At 46.0% G+C, this 16947-nt stretch carries 14 protein-coding genes and 1 pseudogene; 11 read left to right on the top strand and 4 right to left on the bottom strand.

Translation table 11 applies throughout. From position 1 onward, the window contains the following. Positions 1 to 5 precede the first annotated feature (5 nt). The 6 genes from mutL (at position 6) to ACOJS8_RS17290 (ending at position 8122) form a co-directional block, all read left to right on the top strand. Positions 6 to 2027 (top strand): DNA mismatch repair endonuclease MutL, encoded by a 2022-nt coding sequence (gene mutL / locus ACOJS8_RS17315; RefSeq protein WP_420149798.1) that lies wholly within the window; start codon positions 6 to 8, stop codon positions 2025 to 2027. Between the two features lie 37 nt (positions 2028 to 2064). Further along, positions 2065 to 2844: a rhomboid family intramembrane serine protease gene (locus tag ACOJS8_RS17310; RefSeq protein ID WP_420149797.1), complete on the top strand. Its 780-nt coding sequence runs from the start codon at positions 2065 to 2067 to the stop codon at positions 2842 to 2844. A gap of 2 nt (positions 2845 to 2846) precedes the next feature. Further along, positions 2847 to 3764, top strand: coding sequence for a rhomboid family intramembrane serine protease (locus ACOJS8_RS17305; RefSeq protein ID WP_420149796.1), 918 nt, complete (start codon positions 2847 to 2849; stop codon positions 3762 to 3764). 184 nt (positions 3765 to 3948) lie between these two features. Continuing rightward, entirely contained in the window at positions 3949 to 5883 is a 1935-nt protein-coding gene (gene dxs, locus ACOJS8_RS17300; RefSeq protein WP_420149795.1) for a 1-deoxy-D-xylulose-5-phosphate synthase, read from the top strand. A gap of 81 nt (positions 5884 to 5964) precedes the next feature. After that, complete coding sequence (locus ACOJS8_RS17295) at positions 5965 to 7206, top strand: aspartate kinase (protein WP_420149794.1); 1242 nt, start codon at positions 5965 to 5967, stop codon at positions 7204 to 7206. Positions 7207 to 7288: 82 nt separating this feature from the next. Then, a complete protein-coding gene (locus ACOJS8_RS17290; RefSeq protein WP_420149820.1) occupies positions 7289 to 8122 on the top strand; it encodes an aminotransferase class IV in 834 nt (277 codons plus the stop codon). 229 nt (positions 8123 to 8351) lie between these two features. On the opposite strand, the gene ACOJS8_RS17285 is transcribed toward ACOJS8_RS17290, so the two are convergent. Further along, entirely contained in the window at positions 8352 to 9383 is a 1032-nt protein-coding gene (locus tag ACOJS8_RS17285; protein WP_420149793.1) for a zinc-binding dehydrogenase, read from the bottom strand. A gap of 75 nt (positions 9384 to 9458) precedes the next feature. On the opposite strand from ACOJS8_RS17285, the gene ACOJS8_RS17280 reads away from it, so the two are divergent. Together ACOJS8_RS17280 and ybeY are read left to right on the top strand one after the other, a co-directional pair. Further along, entirely contained in the window at positions 9459 to 9980 is a 522-nt protein-coding gene (locus tag ACOJS8_RS17280) for a GNAT family N-acetyltransferase (RefSeq protein WP_420149792.1), read from the top strand. After that, positions 9977 to 10390: an rRNA maturation RNase YbeY gene (ybeY, locus tag ACOJS8_RS17275; protein WP_420149791.1), complete on the top strand. Its 414-nt coding sequence runs from the start codon at positions 9977 to 9979 to the stop codon at positions 10388 to 10390. Before ACOJS8_RS17280 ends, ybeY begins: the two co-directional genes overlap by 4 nt. Position 10391: 1 nt before the next feature. Here the strand turns inward: ybeY and ACOJS8_RS17270 are convergent, their stop codons facing one another. Further along, entirely contained in the window at positions 10392 to 11153 is a 762-nt protein-coding gene (locus tag ACOJS8_RS17270; RefSeq protein ID WP_420149790.1) for an SDR family NAD(P)-dependent oxidoreductase, read from the bottom strand. A gap of 91 nt (positions 11154 to 11244) precedes the next feature. Here ACOJS8_RS17270 and ACOJS8_RS17265 point away from each other — a divergent pair, with 91 nt between their 5' ends. Continuing rightward, positions 11245 to 12438 carry a nitrilase-related carbon-nitrogen hydrolase gene (locus ACOJS8_RS17265; protein ID WP_420149789.1) on the top strand — a complete coding sequence of 398 codons (1194 nt, stop codon included), beginning with the start codon at positions 11245 to 11247 and terminating at the stop codon, positions 12436 to 12438. 89 nt (positions 12439 to 12527) lie between these two features. Here ACOJS8_RS17265 and ACOJS8_RS17260 read toward each other — a convergent pair whose 3' ends face one another. Together ACOJS8_RS17260 and ACOJS8_RS17255 are read right to left on the bottom strand one after the other, a co-directional pair. Beyond that, positions 12528 to 13445 carry a PfkB family carbohydrate kinase gene (locus ACOJS8_RS17260; protein WP_420149788.1) on the bottom strand — a complete coding sequence of 306 codons (918 nt, stop codon included), beginning with the start codon at positions 13443 to 13445 and terminating at the stop codon, positions 12528 to 12530. 11 nt (positions 13446 to 13456) lie between these two features. Next, positions 13457 to 14653 (bottom strand): hypothetical protein, encoded by a 1197-nt coding sequence (locus tag ACOJS8_RS17255; RefSeq protein WP_420149787.1) that lies wholly within the window; start codon positions 14651 to 14653, stop codon positions 13457 to 13459. Positions 14654 to 14910: 257 nt separating this feature from the next. On the opposite strand from ACOJS8_RS17255, the gene cysS reads away from it, so the two are divergent. Together cysS and ACOJS8_RS17245 are read left to right on the top strand one after the other, a co-directional pair. After that, a complete protein-coding gene (gene cysS / locus ACOJS8_RS17250; protein ID WP_420149786.1) occupies positions 14911 to 16395 on the top strand; it encodes a cysteine--tRNA ligase in 1485 nt (494 codons plus the stop codon). A 138-nt stretch (positions 16396 to 16533) separates the two neighbouring features. Then, positions 16534 to 16947, top strand: a pseudogene (locus ACOJS8_RS17245) (peptidase); the annotation flags it as partial.

Here is a 16947-nt window from a genome sequence, read left to right as displayed (position 1 = left end):
ACGTCATGTTAAACATCATTCAGCTACTACCCGATTCCATTGCTAACCAGATTGCTGCCGGGGAAGTAGTGCAGCGTCCAGCATCGGTGGTTAAGGAGTTGCTTGAAAATTCCGTTGATGCCAAAGCTAAATCCATTCAGGTCATTATTCGTGAAGCGGGTCGCAATCTGATTCAAATCGTTGATGATGGAGTAGGTATGACGGAAACAGACGCTCGAATGAGCTTCGAGCGTCACGCTACGTCTAAAATCCGTTCATCGGACGATTTGTTTCGCATCCGAACCATGGGATTTCGGGGAGAAGCGCTGGCCTCTATTGCAGCGGTTGCCCAGGTGGAAATGCGTACACGTCGTGCTGCCGACGAGCTAGGCACATTGATACGCATAGAAGGTTCCGATATCAAAGCGCAGGAAGCGATTTCATGCCTGCCCGGAACAAATTTGCTGATCAAAAATCTATTCTTTAACGTACCGGCCCGACGTAACTTCCTTAAATCGAATTCGGTGGAGATGCGGCACATCATTGATGAGTTCCAGCGAGTGGCTCTTGCCAATCCGGAAGTTGCATTCTCTCTGTTTCATAACGATCAGGAAATTTACAACCTGCCAGCAGGAAAGCTGAGCCGTCGTATTGTCGATATGTTTGGCAAAAGCTACCGGGAGCAGCTAAATCATTGTGAAGAGCAAACGCCTTACGTAACAGTGCGCGGCTATATTGGTAAACCGGAATCAGCGAAGAAGGCACGTAATGAGCAGTTTTTCTTTGTTAACAATCGATACGTAAAGCATAATTATCTGCATCATGCGGTTGTAGGTGCTTACGAAGGCACACTACCCGAAGGAAGCCATCCATTTTACGTATTGTTCATTGATATCGATCCGTCGCATATTGACATCAACATACACCCGACCAAGACTGAAATAAAGTTCGACGATGAACGGTCGGTTTACGCCATTATGATGGCGGCTGTCCGAAAAGCGGTAGGTATTTATAGCTTAGCTCCGTCGCTCGATTTTGATTCGGATGTAAATTTTTTGTCGGGTGTACGGCCTGTTACATCAAAAGCGGAAACTGTTGACACCAAATCCGAACGTAGTGCACCCCGACCGATTACAACCTCCTGGGCATCAGAAGAGAAACCAGTAACCGGGGATTCTTCTGGTGAGCGTAAAACACTACGTAACGATTCTCTGGACAAAGCTGCGGGTGGAAGTTTTGATATCCCCAAAAAACCTCCTGTAAATAATTGGCAAAGCCTGTACAAAGGCCTCCCCGAAACTGATACGTCTGTTAGACCGAATGGAAACACAGAAGACAACGTAGATTGGTTAGGGCCTGCCAAAGAGAAACCGATAGCAGCTCATGAAGCTTCAACAGAATCAGAACCTATTACGCTAGGCAGTCGAGCCAACCAGCTACAGGTAAGTTTAGAGCAATCGGAACAGGATGTACCCGTACTCGTTGACGACGACAATATTGTACAGCTTCAAAACCGTTACCTATTGGCGCCTGTTAAGTCAGGAATGATGCTGATTGATCAACGACGGGCCTATGAACGCATTTTGTATGATCAGTTTCATTCAGCTTTAACCAAGCGAAATGGAGCCTCTCAGCAGCTTTTGTTCCCACGGACTATTACGTTGACGCCCGTTGATTTTCAATTGGCTCTTGAGCTGCGGGATGATCTGACAAACCTTGGTTTTGAGTTTGACGAGCTGGGAGCTAATACGTTCGTAATTCGTGGCGTTCCAACACTGACAATGGGTGAAAATGAGGAAGATCTATTCGCCAATTTGTTAGCTCAGTTACGGGCTGATACGGGCCGGCTGAAATTGGATAAGATAGAATCAATGGCCCGTTCGCTGGCCCGACGCTCGGCAATACGTCATACGTCTCGGCTGAGCACGGCAGAACGTCGGGCCTTAATTGACCAATTATTTGCATCAACTAATCCAAGCTATACACCTACTGGCGAGCCTGTAGCTGTCGTCTTGACGTTGGATAAAATTGCAGGCTTTTTTCGCTGATAATTGAATTAATCAGCATAAATTCGTTTACATTAAAATGTTTAACCTTACGCCGGTAGTTCGTGTTTTATTGGTATTAAACGTACTGGTCTTCCTGGTAACGAACGAAACCATTATTGACAAATTTGGTCTTCATTCATTTCTGTCAGACAAGTTCAATCCAATCCAGTTATTAACTCATTTGTTTCTGCATGCTGGCTTTGGCCATATTTTCAGCAACATGATTGGCTTAATAGCTTTTGGCCCGATGCTGGAAATGTTCTGGGGACCACGCCGGTTCGTATTTTTTTATCTTTTTTGCGGCATAGGTGCTGCCTTGTTGTTTTCGGGAATAAATTATATTGAAGTACGTGACGTATACGAATCTATTCAAGCGTACCGCGTAAGCCCTGGTTACGATAATTTTTCAGTATTTATTGATCAGCATGCGGGGTATTTATATGATCAGCTATTGCCCTTTCTGGAGAAATTTAAAAGCTATCCAACTGATAGTAAAAATATTCAGGATAGCGTAGCGATTGCAAATCGCATTTTTTTGAATCAAGTTGATGAGCCGCTTGTAGGTGCATCGGGAGCAATTTTTGGTATAATAATGGGATTCGGGTTACTGTTTCCGAACACTCAATTATTTTTATTGTTTTTACCTATACCGATTAAGGCAAAGTACCTCGTTACTCTATACGGGGCTATGGAACTTTACTCGGGTATTCATCGGGCGCAAACTGATAATGTTGCTCACTTTGCCCACATAGGCGGTATGTTATTTGCATTTATACTCGTGAAATACTGGGGATCCCAGCGAAAAACTTTCTATTAGTGATGAGCGGCTTGTTCGATGATTTTCGGAACGAATTCAATAAGCCCAACAACACGTTGGTGCAGTTGATTCTAGTCAACGTAGTTATATTCTTGGTGCTGCTGGTGTCTAAAGTCAGTCTGACAATGGCAGAACAATTGGATATATATAATACAGTAAAAGATCAGTTAATGATGCCAGGAGAGATTCAAGCTTTCCTGCGCAAACCCTGGACTTTAATCACGTATTTTTTCACACATGAAGAGATTTTTCACATTCTCTACAACATGTTATTCTTATACTGGTTTGGTCGGTTGATTGATGAATACTTAGGAAATCGTCGACTGATTGGCCTCTACATTATGGGAGGTATTGCCGGGGGCCTGATATTTCTGGCTATGTATAACTTGGTCCCTTACTTTCAAAATCAGGATACACGACCTATGCTCGGTGCCTCAGCAGCGGCTTTTTCCGTAGCTGTTGGTGCAGCGACTTTACTGCCAAACTATACGTTCCATTTGTTATTTTTTGGTCCCGTTCGTATAAAATACATCGTTTTCTTCTTCATTATTCTTTCCGTTGCTCAATCAGCAGGCCTCAACGCAGGGGGAAATTTAGCTCATCTTGGCGGAGCGCTAATGGGATTTTGCTACGTTAAGTTACTCCAGAACGGAACGGATCTGGGCCGACCTATTTATTGGCTGGCCGATGGCTGGAGTAATCTCCTCAGACCAAAACCAGCTGTTAAAGTGTCTTATCGGCAACGTAGCAGTACAAGTGCCCAGACCAGTTCGTACGTGTCTTCATCAGGTTCGTCGTCCATATCAACACCTGATCAGGATGAAGTTGATAACATCTTAGATAAAATTTCGCGCTCAGGTTACGAAAGCTTAACGCGGGAGGAAAAGCAAAAACTTTTCCGGGCCAGCCAGCGCAACTAATCTTGGAATTATCTCTAAATCCAAGTCTTTGTTGCTCGCATATATATGTAGATAACAGAGACTTAGATTTTTTATAAATATGAAAATTTGTAGTAGCTTCGTTGTTTGAATACAATGGGCGAGCCGCCAACAGAACATTGTACCTAGTACGTGTGTTGTAAGACAGACGTTAGCTGTTACCATCATGCTGATTACCCCTGGCAGTCTTCTAGCCACCATTAGTACCCCCGACGATCTTCGTAAACTCGATAAATCCCGTTTGCCTCAACTTGCCGACGAACTCCGTCAGTTTATTATTGACGATGTATCTGTTTACGGTGGTCATTTCGGCGCTAGCCTTGGCGTAGTTGAGCTAACGGTTGCGCTGCACTATGTATTCAATACGCCTGACGATCAACTGATTTGGGATGTGGGTCATCAGGCATATGGCCATAAAATTTTAACCGGTCGGCGTGACAAGTTTCACACAAATCGGTTTTATAAAGGCTTATCTGGTTTTCCGAAACGCAAAGAAAGTGAATATGATGCGTTTGGCGTTGGGCACTCCTCTACGTCTATTTCGGCGGCTTTGGGTATGGCCGTAGCTTCACAACTGCAGGGTAATTTCAAGCGAAATCATATTGCTGTCATAGGCGATGGCGCTCTGACGGCCGGTGAAGCGTTTGAGGGCATGAATCATGCCGGAACTACGGATAGTAATTTACTGATTGTCTTAAATGACAACTGCATGAGCATCGACCCCAATGTAGGTGCTTTGCGCGAGTATTTAACGGATATTACGACATCGCACACCTATAATCGGGTGAAGGATGAAATCTGGAATCTGTTGGGTAAAATGGACAAACTGGGCAAAACGGCTCAGGAATTAGTTTCGCAAGTACAGTCTGGGATTAAAAGTTCGTTGCTCGAGCAAAGCAATCTTTTTGAGTCGCTGAATCTGCGTTACTTCGGTCCAATTGACGGACACGATATCGACCACCTCGTGAGCGTTTTAGCCGATCTTAAATCCATACCCGGCCCAAAACTACTGCATGTTCTAACTGTAAAAGGTAAAGGCTACGGACCAGCCGAAAAAGACCAGACAAAGTGGCATGCCCCTGGCTTATTCGATAAGGTGACCGGCGTTATTCATAAGAAAATCTATGATGCCCCACAGCCCCCAAAATATCAGGACGTATTCGGTAATACGTTAATTGAATTGGCAGAACAAAATCCACGTATTGTTGGTGTAACACCTGCTATGCCTTCTGGCTCGTCCATGAATCTGATGATGAAGGTAATGCCTAAGCGGGCGTTCGACGTGGGAATAGCAGAGCAGCACGCGGTTACATTCTCAGCGGGCCTGGCAACCCAGGGCGAAGTAGTCTTCTGCAATATTTATTCTACGTTTATGCAGCGGGCCTATGACCAGGTTATCCATGATGTTTGCATTCAGGAGCTCCCAGTCATTTTCTGTCTCGATCGGGCTGGCTTTGCTGGCGCTGACGGGCCAACGCATCATGGCGCTTATGATATTGCCTATATGCGCTGTATTCCAAACATGATTGTGGCCGCACCGATGAATGAGCAGGAGTTGCGCAATATGATGTTTACTGCCCAATCAGACGAAGTTCAGCAGGGGCAACGCGCCTTTACTATCCGTTATCCACGTGGTGAGGGCGTTATGCCGAACTGGAGAACACCGCTCGAAAAGCAATTTATAGGGAAAGGACGTATGATTGCCGACGGCGAAAACGTAGCGATCCTGACAATTGGCCACATTGGAAACTATGCCGTTGAGGCAATGGAGCTACTAGCAAAAGAAGGCATTCGACCGGCTCATTTCGACATGCGCTACGTAAAACCGCTCGATGAAGAACTCCTCCATCAGATTTTCAACCGTTTCGACCGTGTCTTGACGGTTGAGGACGGCTGTGTAATGGGTGGCTTTGGCAGCGCAATACTGGAATTCATGGCGAACCACGATTACATGGCTCGCGTCAAACGTCTGGGTATTCCTGATACCGTTATCGAACACGGTGAACAAATTGAACTACAGCGGGAATGCGGTTTTGATCCGCAAGGAATTGCTGCAGCTGTGCGCGAATTATTGTTTATCGGGAAACCTGTTTTGGTTTAACTTAACATGAGCCGTATGAAATGACTAACATTTACGTCAGTCATTTCATACGGCTCATCCTTCCTACATTTATTTCAACACGTGAAAGTTTTCAAATTTGGCGGAGCGTCTGTGAAAGATGCTGCTGGCGTTCGTAATGTGACCGAGATTATCAGAACCCAGGGCCAGAACGCCGTCGTAGTCATATCGGCGATGGGTAAGACGACCAACGCGTTAGAAGATCTGGTTCGCACTTATTTCCACCAGCAGTATAGCAACACTCAAGTCCATTTAGAAGTAATTCGTGCTTATCATTACGGTATTTTGTCGGAATTAGGAGCCAGCTTTAACGCGGTTCACCAGACTTTTATTCAACTCGAAACCTATTTAACGCAATCGCCAAAAGCATCTTACGATGATACGTATGATCAGATTGTTTCGTTAGGAGAAGTTCTTTCTACACAAATTATAGCTGCTTACTTTGCCGAAATAGGCTTCTCAGTAGAATGGCTCGACGCCCGGCAGTTAATACGTACTGATAGTAATTTCCGTGAAGCCAGGGTTGATTGGCATGAAACAAAACAACGTATCAATAGGGCTGTAACCAGCAATGGAATAAAAATTACGCAGGGCTTTATTGGCCAAACATCTGACGGACGAACAACGACACTCGGGCGTGATGGCTCTGACTATACGGCCGCCATTTTTGCTTACTGCCTGAATGCAGAAAGCGTAACCATCTGGAAAGATGTACCGGGTGTTTTGAATGCCGATCCGAAGTGGTTCGACGACACCGTGTTGCTAAACAAACTAACGTATCAGGACGCTATTGAGCTGGCGTACTATGGCGCTACTGTTATTCATCCCAAAACGATCAAGCCACTGCAAAATAACGGTATTCCACTGCACGTACGGTCCTTTTTAAAGCCTGACGCACCCGGCACGGTGATCGGTAATTCCGAAGGACATTTGCTGACACCTTCGTTTATTTTCAAGATTAATCAGGTTCTGATTTCACTCCATCCCAACGATTTTTCGTTCATTGCCGAAGATAATCTGAGCCGGATTTTTGGGCGATTTGCACAAGCCGGGGTAAAAATCAACCTTATGCAGAACACGGCCATCAGCTTTTCGGTAGTTGTCGATAATAATCCAGACCGTGTGCCAGCGCTGTTGACACAGTTGAGACAAGACTTCCGGGTTAGTTACAACGATGGCCTGGAACTCATCACTATCCGCTATTACGATCAAGGAACAATTGACCGGGTTCTGATGAATAAAAAGCTATTACTGGAGCAGAAAAGCCGATATACAGTTCAGTTAGTGGTGAAAGATCAGGGATAACCAAAGTCCAGTTTCTACGCGTTCGGGCGTGTCATTAGCTCATTTCCCTTTATCTTTGAGCCTAACCCCAAAGACGCATTTCATGCATTACGGTTATTTCAATGGCACCTTTGCACCCACTGATCAACTTGCAGTCGGTGTAACAGACCTTGGCCTGCTTCGCGGTTATGGCCTGTTCGACTACTTTCTGACTTACAACGGACGGCCTTTTCAGTGGGATTGGTATTGGGAGCGGTTTCAGAATTCAGCCATGCGAATGCACTTGCCGCTACCGCTCGAAAAGAATGAAACCTATACGATCCTGATGGAACTCATGGAACGTAGCGCTGTGGTTGGCGCGCCAGCTGATATGGCTTTCCGCTTCGTTATGACGGGCGGCTACGCAGCCGACAGTATCAGCATTGAACGGCCCAACTTACTTATTCTGACCGAGCCAATTCACCCGGTGCCAGCCGTTCAATATGAGCAGGGAATAAAGGTGATCCTGGACGAGTACGTTCGGGAAATGGCCGAAGTCAAAAGCACAGATTATAAACGGGTTATCCTAATGGCTCAAGCCATTAGGTCGGCTGGGGCATCGGATTTGTTATATCAGAAAGGGGGCGAAATCAGTGAGTTGAGCCGGAGTAATTTCTTTATTATAAAAGGAGACCGACTTATTACGCCTAGTCGTTATATTCTCCACGGTATCACCCGACGTACCATTATTCAACTGGCGCAGAGTGATTTTCAGGTTGAGGAGCGCCCGCTATTACTTTCCGAACTTTATGACGCTGATGAAGCCTTCACAACAAGTTCCACCAAGAAAGTACTGCCCATTACGCAAATTGGAGAGCTGACAATCGGAGATGGTTACGTTGGTCCTAAATCAAAATTTTTGCTTGAGCGTTTTAACGACTTGATAAAGAACTGGTAGCCGAATTTCAGTACGTTTCCAAGATTAGATCGTGTATATACAATTATAGTATATATGTAAATGTCACCGCTTAAGCAATAGACAATCAGAGAGTCATGTGTGGAAAATGTGCGTAAGTACCGAGTTATCCACAGTGGAAATGTGGATAACTTTATAATGCCGTGGATTACTAGCCATTAAATAAAATATGTTAGCCACAACCTAATAAAATGATCAACTAAAAAAACAGTTAATGATTTGTTCTTAGAATAATTTTCCCGAACTGCTTTCCTCGCTTCATCTTCTGCATAGCTTGATCAGCTTGAAAAAGAGGGAAAACTTCATCAATGACAGGTATAATCTGCTTGTCAGTTACGAAGGAGATCATGTCCGTAAATTCACGTTCATTTCCCGTCGTTGAACCGAAAATAGCGAGCTGTTTAAAAAACACTTTAGCAGGTACTACATCCGTAATATTGCCCGTTGTGCCGCCATAAAAAGCAATTCGTCCGCCGGGAGCAGCTATATCAATCAATTTGGCAAAGTCTGGTCCGGCAGCGCTGTCGATGGTTACATTGAAATAACCGCGTTTGTCAGCTCCTATTTTCGTTAAAAGTGTTTTATGCCAATCGACACTACGGTAATTAACGCCACCAGCGGCACCTAACGCTTTTGCTTTTTCTATTTTTTCGTCATCACCAGAGGTTACCCACACTTCTGCACCGATGGCTACGGCAAGTTGTAGCGCCAGCAAAGCGGCTCCACCACCGATACCCGTAATCAATACTTTCTCCGAAGATTTACCAGCATTTATCTGCAAACCTGCCCGCGTCATTAACGCCCGCCAGGCGGTCAGGCCCGTCAAGGGGAGCGCGGCTGCCTGCTCAAACGAAAGGTGATCTGGCTTACGATGCACATAGCGAACATCAATTGCTACGTACTCAGCGAAAGTACCGTTTTGCGGCATACCCAAAATATGGAAGTCTGGTCCATCATACTCAGGATTATCGCCCCAGTTCATGCCCGGATTGATTAGAACAGGTTCTCCCAGCCAGCTGGGGTCAACGCCCGCACCAACTTCCTCTACGATTCCTGACCCGTCAGATCCTAGAATAACAGGTAGTTTAATTTTCGGATATAGTCCTTCCTGTATAAATAGATCACGGTGATTTAGAGCTGCCGCCTTGAGTTTTATCAATACATCATCTGGTCCGGCAGTTGGCTTGGGAGCATCAATTAATTGAACAGGCTGGTGTTTGTCGGCAAGTAAGATCGCTTTCATGGGCAAAATGATACGTAATGACTTTGTAACGCAATTACCGAGGTTTAGATTTGCTTCAATTAATTTCGTCAGTGTATGGTAACGTATCGAGAGGCTACTGCTGAAGATGCCAAGGCTATTGCCGAACTACATAGCCTTAGCTGGCAGCAAAATTATCGCGGATCGTTAAGCGATGCCTTTCTGGACGGCCCTCTCTTGAGTAATAGACACGCCGTTTGGCAGAATCGTTTGCAGTACCCCTCTCCGAATCAGTACATTATCGTTGCTGAACTGGAGAGAAAGCTCTGCGGGTTCGCCTGTGCTTATTCAGCCAATGATCCTATTTGGGGAACGCTTCTCGATAATCTGCATGTTCGTAAAGATCTGAAAGGGCAGGGTATTGGACGAGTATTGATTGAAACAGTTGCTCGCTGGTCTTATCAGAAAAACCCGGAGTCCGGTCTTTATTTGTGGGTACTGTTGAAAAATACAAATGCTCAGAAATTCTATGACAAGATGGGCGGAATAAATCAGGAGCTGCTCCCCCAGAAAAATCCAGACGGAAGCGTAACCGATTGTTATCGCTACGTATGGCCTGACGTAACAACACTATTATGATTCGATTCTTCAACGAAGACGTACCTTATAAGCTGCCTCACAAGCAAGCCACTCGTCAATGGCTAAAGCAGCAAGCCGAACAGGAAGGCTTTAATGTAGGCGATCTAAATTACATTTTCTGTTCCGACGAGTACGTATTGCAAGTTAATCGGGACTATCTGCAACACGACTACTACACAGATATTATTACGTTTGATCAGAGCGAGGAAGAAGCAAAAATAGAAGGCGACATTTTTATCAGCGTCGACCGTGTTGCTGATAATGCAGCTCAACTAGGCGTTCCTGCTGAGCAGGAAATGCGTCGGGTATTAGCGCATGGGCTCCTGCACCTGTGCGGCTACGGCGATAAAACCGACGAAGAGCAAAATATAATGCGAAAGAAAGAGGAAGAATGGCTGAGTAAAGCGTAGCCTAACCCGCCGTCATGCCACCGTCTAGCTGAATAGCCTGGCCCGTCACAAAATTATTGTCGTCTGAACAAAGCCATAAAATAGCCTGCGCAATTTCTTGCGGCTCACCCAACCGACCAATCGGAATCCGCCGAAGCATTTTTTCCTCCATATCCGGAGCTGCCCGAAACAGTTCGTCTACCATGGCGGAATGTGTATAAACCGGGCAAACGGCATTGATTCGGATATGACGCCGAACGTATTCAAGCGCGGCTGTTTTTGTTAAACCAATCACAGCGTGCTTCGACGCGCTGTAAAGTGCGCCCATGGGCATACCTCTTACCCCTGCGATACTTGATATATTCACTATCTTTCCGCCTGCTTTTTGGGTTAGCATCTGCTGAATCTGCGCCTGCATTCCATAGAATACACCACCTACGTTAATGGCCATTATCTGCTCGAAATCAGACTGTGTTTGTTCCGTTAGCCGCGCATATCTTCCACCTATACCTGCGTTATTGATGCCAATGTCTAAGCGGCCATACGTATCAACTGTCTGCTGAACAGCCCTAAAAATCTGTTCAGGAATCGCAACATTGCAGTGGACGAATAAACCTTCGCTGCCTATTTGGTTAACCTGGCTGACGGTTTCCTGGCCAGACGTTTCATTAATTTCAGCGACCACAACCGTAGCACCCGCTTTTGCGAAAGCCAATGCCGTTGCCCGGCCAATGCCTGATCCAGCCCCGGTAATAAAGACAATTTGATTCGTGAATTCGGCCATAATCTTATGTAATTCCTAACCTGGCTAAACGCAATTAAGGTACTCGAAAATAATATTAATTTGTAGCTCATTTACCACCGCTATGTCAGTCATGAGAAAATATTACCTTATTCTCTGCGTTGGGATAGTCCTGAGTTTGACGGCTCATCGGGTGTGGTTCAGCTGGCTAAGAGGAGATACAGCAATTACCGTTAAATCGTCGAAGTTCGGCCAAACGATCCAGCATATCGAGCAAACAGGAACGCGATCAGAACGCGGTAACTTGCTGGGAATTCAGCCCTGGATGGAAACCGCTGATTATCGGAATGGGCTGTCCTTCCGCCAGAAAATAAAAACGTACTTACAAACTGCAAAAGACAGCGGATTAATTGTTCCCGGAAAGACTATTGTGGTTTTGCCGGAATATCTTGGTACGTGGTTAGTAGCCATGCACGAAGCCGATCGTGTGTATAAAGCCAGAACGCTTCAGGAAGGACTAACGGCTATGGTCATTAGCCATCCAGTCGAATTCTGGCGAACGTACCAAAAAGCTCCGGACAGTGTTACCGATAAAACGAAATACGCCGTGTTTGCCCTAAAAGCCCGGCAAATGGCTTATGAATATCAGCTTACGTTTGATATACTGGCCGCAGAATTTAACGTAACAATTGTAGCAGGATCAATTCTGTTGCCCAGCCCTTCGGTCAAAGATGGAAAGTTAATTACAGAAGAGGGACCGCTCTATAATGTTTCTGCAGTTTTTCATCCCGACGGAAAACTCGATCCGCAGTTAGTGAAAAAAGTATTTCCAATTACGGATGAATTACCGTTCGTCTGTCCAGCAAGTCCGGCGAACGTACCGGTTTTCCTGACCCCTGTTGGCAAACTAGGCGTATTGGTATGCGCCGATTCGTGGAATTCGCCGGTTTATAAAACCCTGAAGCAGAAAGGCGCTACGTTGCTGGCGGTACCTTCTTTTTCGGCGGGCGATGGTATCTGGAATACGCGCTGGAAAGGATATAGCGGTACTGAAACGCCCGCCGATGCGCGTGCCGATATTGGTAAACTGACCGAAGGACAAGCCTGGCTGGCCCATGCTATGGCAGGACGTGCTAAGCCGGAAGCCGGAATCACAAAAGGGCTCAACGTTTTTCTGCGGGGCAACCTCTGGGATTTAGGTTCTGACGGAACAACGCTTATTTTGAATGAAACGCCTGCTATGGATCCAGCCGATAAAGCAGCATCTGGCACTTCTAAAATGGCTCCACGTGTGGATGGAGCGGCCTTGACGTGTCTGTGGTTATAAAGTCTGAAAACTATAAACTCTCCTAAAAGGGAATTGGTCTTCGTGAAACCAAGCTCTTTTAAGAGAGTTTATAGTTTTGAAATGGATGCTTATTGCAATCCAAATGCTGACAACGTAACAAACTCGTTCACGCGAGCCTGAATTTCTTCCTGAGTTAGGTTCATGATACGTTCGGTACCAAACTTTTCTACGCAGAACGACGCCATCGCCGATCCGTAAATAATGGCCCGTTTCATGTTATCGAACGAACTGTCGTCTGTTTTGGCAATATATCCGATAAAGCCGCCAGCAAACGTATCGCCCGCACCAGTCGGATCGAAAACCACTTCGAGCGGGAGCGCAGGAGCGAAGAACGTGCGGCCCTCGCTGAAGAGTAATGCGCCATGCTCACCTTTCTTGATAATCACCGTTTTCGGTCCCATTGCCTGAATTTTGGCAGCCGCCTTCACCAGCGAATACTCATGAGTTAACATCCGGGCTTCTTCGTCATTCAACACCAGAACGTCAACCAATTTGAGCAGATTCAGGAGATCAGCATTGGCAATTTCGATCCAGAGATTCATCGTATCCAGTACAATCAGCTTGGGCCGCTTGTGTAGTCGCTCAACAACCAACTGCTGAATAGAAGGAGCGGTATTTCCTAGCATCAGATACTGGCAATCCTGATACGAATCCGGAATAATTGGATCGAAGTTTTCCATTACGTTCAACTCCGTCACTAACGTATCACGTGAGTTCATATCATTATGATATTTCCCCGACCAGAAGAACGTCTTCTCCCCTTTCCGAATCTGCAAGCCTTCCGTATTGATCCCATGCTGGGTCAGATCGTCAATCATAGCTTGTGGGAAATCATCGCCCACAACAGCAACCAGATTATTTTTTTTCGTGAAATACGAAGCCGAAAGGGTGATATACGTAGCGGCACCACCAATAATTTTGTCGGTCTTGCCGAACGGGGTCTCCAGTGCGTCGAACGCTACGGAGCCAACAGTTAATAGACTCATGTGTGTTTGATTTATTTCTTCCGCTCAATTACCGGACAACGTTTGAATGGTTTAGTTTCGTCAAATAGCTTCCGATACGTAACATGGGTTTTGACGATTTTTGACCCCAGTTGGCTCACAAACCGCACCATTATTGGATTAAAATCGCCGACCCAGTTCATTTCCAGTTCAGTATACTGAAAGTTCGGATTATGATCGGCTTCGTGTGGCATACGTAACGCAATAGCTGCTTCAACTCCTTTTCGCTGATGTTCCGGCGTTACGCCAAACACAACGCCAAATGCTTTGTGGTTGGTTTTCAGGAGCATATGCCAAAGAAATTTCAACTTGCCGATCAAATCCAGCTTCCCGTTCACATGTTTAAACACTTGATTGAGTTCGGGCAGGCAAACGAAAAATGCGACGGGTTCATCGTTATAGTAAGCGAAATAGATGATTTTTTCGTCAATAACCGGCTTGAGTTTCTTCATCAATGACTGCGCCTGTGCAGCCGACATTTCTTTTACACCACTATGGCCGCCCCAGGCTGCGTTGTAAATATGCCGGAACTGCTCAGCCGCCGTTGAAAGTTGTTTCTTATCAATCGTTCGAAAACTATACTCGGGATTTTCATAGATACGTTCCGCGCGATCTTTCACCGTCTGCGACATTTCCGTCAGTTTGGACCAGGTTGTTGGAATGCTGAACGTAAACTGTTTGAAATAATCTTTGAACCCGTAATTCTCGAAAAACGGAACGTAGTATGGCTTCGTGTACGGCATGCAATAATTCGGCTCCCGATCAAACCCATCGACCAGAAGTCCCCACCAACGATCGCGATCACCGAAATTGACGGGTCCATCCATCGCTTCCATTCCTTTGCTCTGAAGCCAAGCTTTGGCCGCATCGAACAGTGTGAAAGCCGCCTTTTTATCGTCAATACACTCAAAAAAGCCACAACCACCAGTTGGTTGATCGTTATCGAGATTGGCGATTGCATAATCAACAAAAACAGCGATACGTCCGATGGTTTCTTTCTTATCGTTCAGCAGCAGATACCGGATGCATTCGCCATGCTCGAAGCGCTTGTTACGTTTCGGGTCGAATACTTCTTCCACATCGGTATCCAGCGGACGAATCCAGTACGTATCATTGCGATATAGCCGCACCGGAAACTGGATAAATTCTTTCTGATAGGTGGCGTTGGCGCCTACCTCAACGATCTGCATTACAGCGTCTGAGATGATTCGTTTTGAAAACAAAATGCGAATATAGCCAAAAGTGATGGGGACGCTTTCGTTGGCCTACCGTTTTCCGCCGAACAATCCGTAACTTCGCCTTATTAATCAGGATCATTTCTGCCATGTTGACGAAGGAAATTTACGTATTACGCACACGCTGTTGTTGCTGACCCAGCATATCTTCACTACGTATGCCTCCCGGCAGATCAATTCCTTTGTCATTTTCAGAAACAGGTAATCAATCCATGCAACCGCTTCAGTTATACAATACGCTCTCTCGTAAAAAAGAACTGTTTGAACCCCTTAGCCCGCCTTATGTAGGTATGTACGTCTGTGGGCCAACGGTTTATAACTACGTCCATCTGGGCAACGTCCGGACGTTTCTGACGTTCGATACACTCTATCGTTACCTGACCTTTATTGGCTATAAGGTGCGCTACGTTCGCAACCTCACCGATGTGGGCCATTTAGTTGGTGATGGCGACGAAGGCGAGGATAAAATTGGCCGGATGGCCAAGCTGGAAAAAGTTGAGCCGATGGAAATCGTACAGCGCTTCACCAACGATTTTCATACCGTAATGGCTCAGTTCAATACGTTGCCTCCAAGCATTGAGCCTACCGCAACGGGACACATGGTCGAGCAAATTGAAGCGGTTCAGGCTCTGCTGGCAAATGGACTGGCCTACGAATCGAATGGTTCGGTTTATTTTGATATTGATACGTACAACCAGCGTGGCGGCAATTATGGTAAACTTTCGGGTCGGATTCTGGAGGATTTGCTGAATGAAACCCGTGAGTTGGATGGGCAGTCGGAAAAACGTAGTCCGCTCGATTTTGCCATTTGGAAACGAGCCGCTCCCGAACACATTATGCGTTGGAATTCGCCCTGGGGCGAAGGGTTTCCGGGCTGGCATCTGGAATGCACATGCATGAGCACTAAATATTTAGGCAAGCAATTTGATATTCATGGCGGAGGAATGGATTTAAAATTCCCACACCATGAGTGCGAAATTGCACAGGGCGATGGACTGACGGGCCACGATCCGGTACGTTACTGGATGCACTCGAACATGCTGACGGTGAACGGACAGAAAATGTCGAAGTCGCTGGGTAACTCGTTTTTACCGGCTGAACTATTTGCGGGAAGTCACTACCTGCTTGAACAGGCCTATAGCCCGATGACGGTACGTTTCTTCATGCTTCAGTCGCATTACCGTAGTACGCTCGACTTTTCGAACGACGCGCTCAAGGCTGCTCAGAAAGGTTATCGACGGTTAGCAAACGGGTTACGTATCATCAAAATGATGACGTATCAGGCTGGTGAAGGTACCGCTGACGAGACGAAACAGCAGGACATTCGGCAGGCAGTTCAGCAGTTTTACGACGCCATGAACGACGATCTAAACACGGCTGTTGGCATTGCGCAACTGTTTACATTGCTGAAATACATTAACATGCTTTATCTACAGCAGCTACAGGCATCGGTGCTTGGCGAAGATGTATTTAATCTGCTAAAAGACTCGTTTGTTACGTTCATGCAGGATGTACTTGGTCTTAAAGAAGAGGGCACATCGAATCAACCTGTACTGGAAGGTTTGTTAACGCTCTATCGGGAGTATAAAGAGCAGCGGCAATACGACAAGGTCGATCAGATACGTTCATATTTTAAGGCACAGGGCCTGGCTATCAAGGACATGAAGCACCAAATCGACTGGGCTTATGAGGAATAAAGAAATGTCATTAATCATTATCGGTCATTGATGATTATGTGATTGATAGGTTATTAAACCAGCATACCAGTTAACCATCAAAGACTACATAGTGACCGCTCCGGCGGCCCTGCACGAATGACAATCTATGACCATAAAATGACGAAATCTATTCTCAGCTATTCAATAGCTTTTCTGCTGTTAACAACCAGCGCCTGTCGGACAAAGGAATCGAAAACAGATACGACACAAACCGCTGAGCAGCCAGTATCCGTTTCGGCACCCGCCTTCAATGCCGACTCGGCTTATGCATACGTTGATCAGCAGGTAAAGTTTGGCCCCCGCGTACCCAATACACCAGCCCATGTTCAGACAGGTAATTACTTAGCAGCCAAACTTAAGCAGTTCGGATGTGAAGTTATCGAACAGAGTTTTGTAGCCACTACGTGGGATGGCAAGAAACTCAACGCCCGCAATATTATTGGCAGCATTAATCCTAAGGCAACAAAGCGCATTCTATTGGCCTCACACTGGGATTCGCGCCCCCATGCCGATCAGGACCCGGACGCGGCC

The organism is Spirosoma sp. (genome assembly GCF_048594605.1).
GTDB lineage: Bacteria > Bacteroidota > Bacteroidia > Cytophagales > Spirosomataceae > Spirosoma.
This window is presented reverse-complemented; position numbering and strand designations above follow the sequence as displayed.

Excerpts from the sequence above, each read along its gene's own strand:
- ACOJS8_RS17305 (WP_420149796.1), top strand. The coding sequence starts at position 2,847 with ATGAGCGGCTTGTTCGATGATTTTCGGAACGAATTCAATAAGCCCAAC.
- ACOJS8_RS17270 (WP_420149790.1), bottom strand. The coding sequence starts at position 11,153 with ATGGCCGAATTCACGAATCAAATTGTCTTTATTACCGGGGCTGGATCA.
- cysS (WP_420149786.1), top strand. The coding sequence starts at position 14,911 with ATGCAACCGCTTCAGTTATACAATACGCTCTCTCGTAAAAAAGAACTG.
- ACOJS8_RS17260 (WP_420149788.1), bottom strand. The coding sequence starts at position 13,445 with ATGAGTCTATTAACTGTTGGCTCCGTAGCGTTCGACGCACTGGAGACC.
- dxs (WP_420149795.1), top strand. The coding sequence starts at position 3,949 with ATGCTGATTACCCCTGGCAGTCTTCTAGCCACCATTAGTACCCCCGAC.
- ACOJS8_RS17285 (WP_420149793.1), bottom strand. The coding sequence starts at position 9,383 with ATGAAAGCGATCTTACTTGCCGACAAACACCAGCCTGTTCAATTAATT.
- ACOJS8_RS17265 (WP_420149789.1), top strand. The coding sequence starts at position 11,245 with ATGAGAAAATATTACCTTATTCTCTGCGTTGGGATAGTCCTGAGTTTG.
- ACOJS8_RS17280 (WP_420149792.1), top strand. The coding sequence starts at position 9,459 with ATGGTAACGTATCGAGAGGCTACTGCTGAAGATGCCAAGGCTATTGCC.
- ACOJS8_RS17290 (WP_420149820.1), top strand. The coding sequence starts at position 7,289 with ATGCATTACGGTTATTTCAATGGCACCTTTGCACCCACTGATCAACTT.
- ybeY (WP_420149791.1), top strand. The coding sequence starts at position 9,977 with ATGATTCGATTCTTCAACGAAGACGTACCTTATAAGCTGCCTCACAAG.
- mutL (WP_420149798.1), top strand. The coding sequence starts at position 6 with ATGTTAAACATCATTCAGCTACTACCCGATTCCATTGCTAACCAGATT.
- ACOJS8_RS17255 (WP_420149787.1), bottom strand. The coding sequence starts at position 14,653 with ATGCAGATCGTTGAGGTAGGCGCCAACGCCACCTATCAGAAAGAATTT.
- ACOJS8_RS17310 (WP_420149797.1), top strand. The coding sequence starts at position 2,065 with ATGTTTAACCTTACGCCGGTAGTTCGTGTTTTATTGGTATTAAACGTA.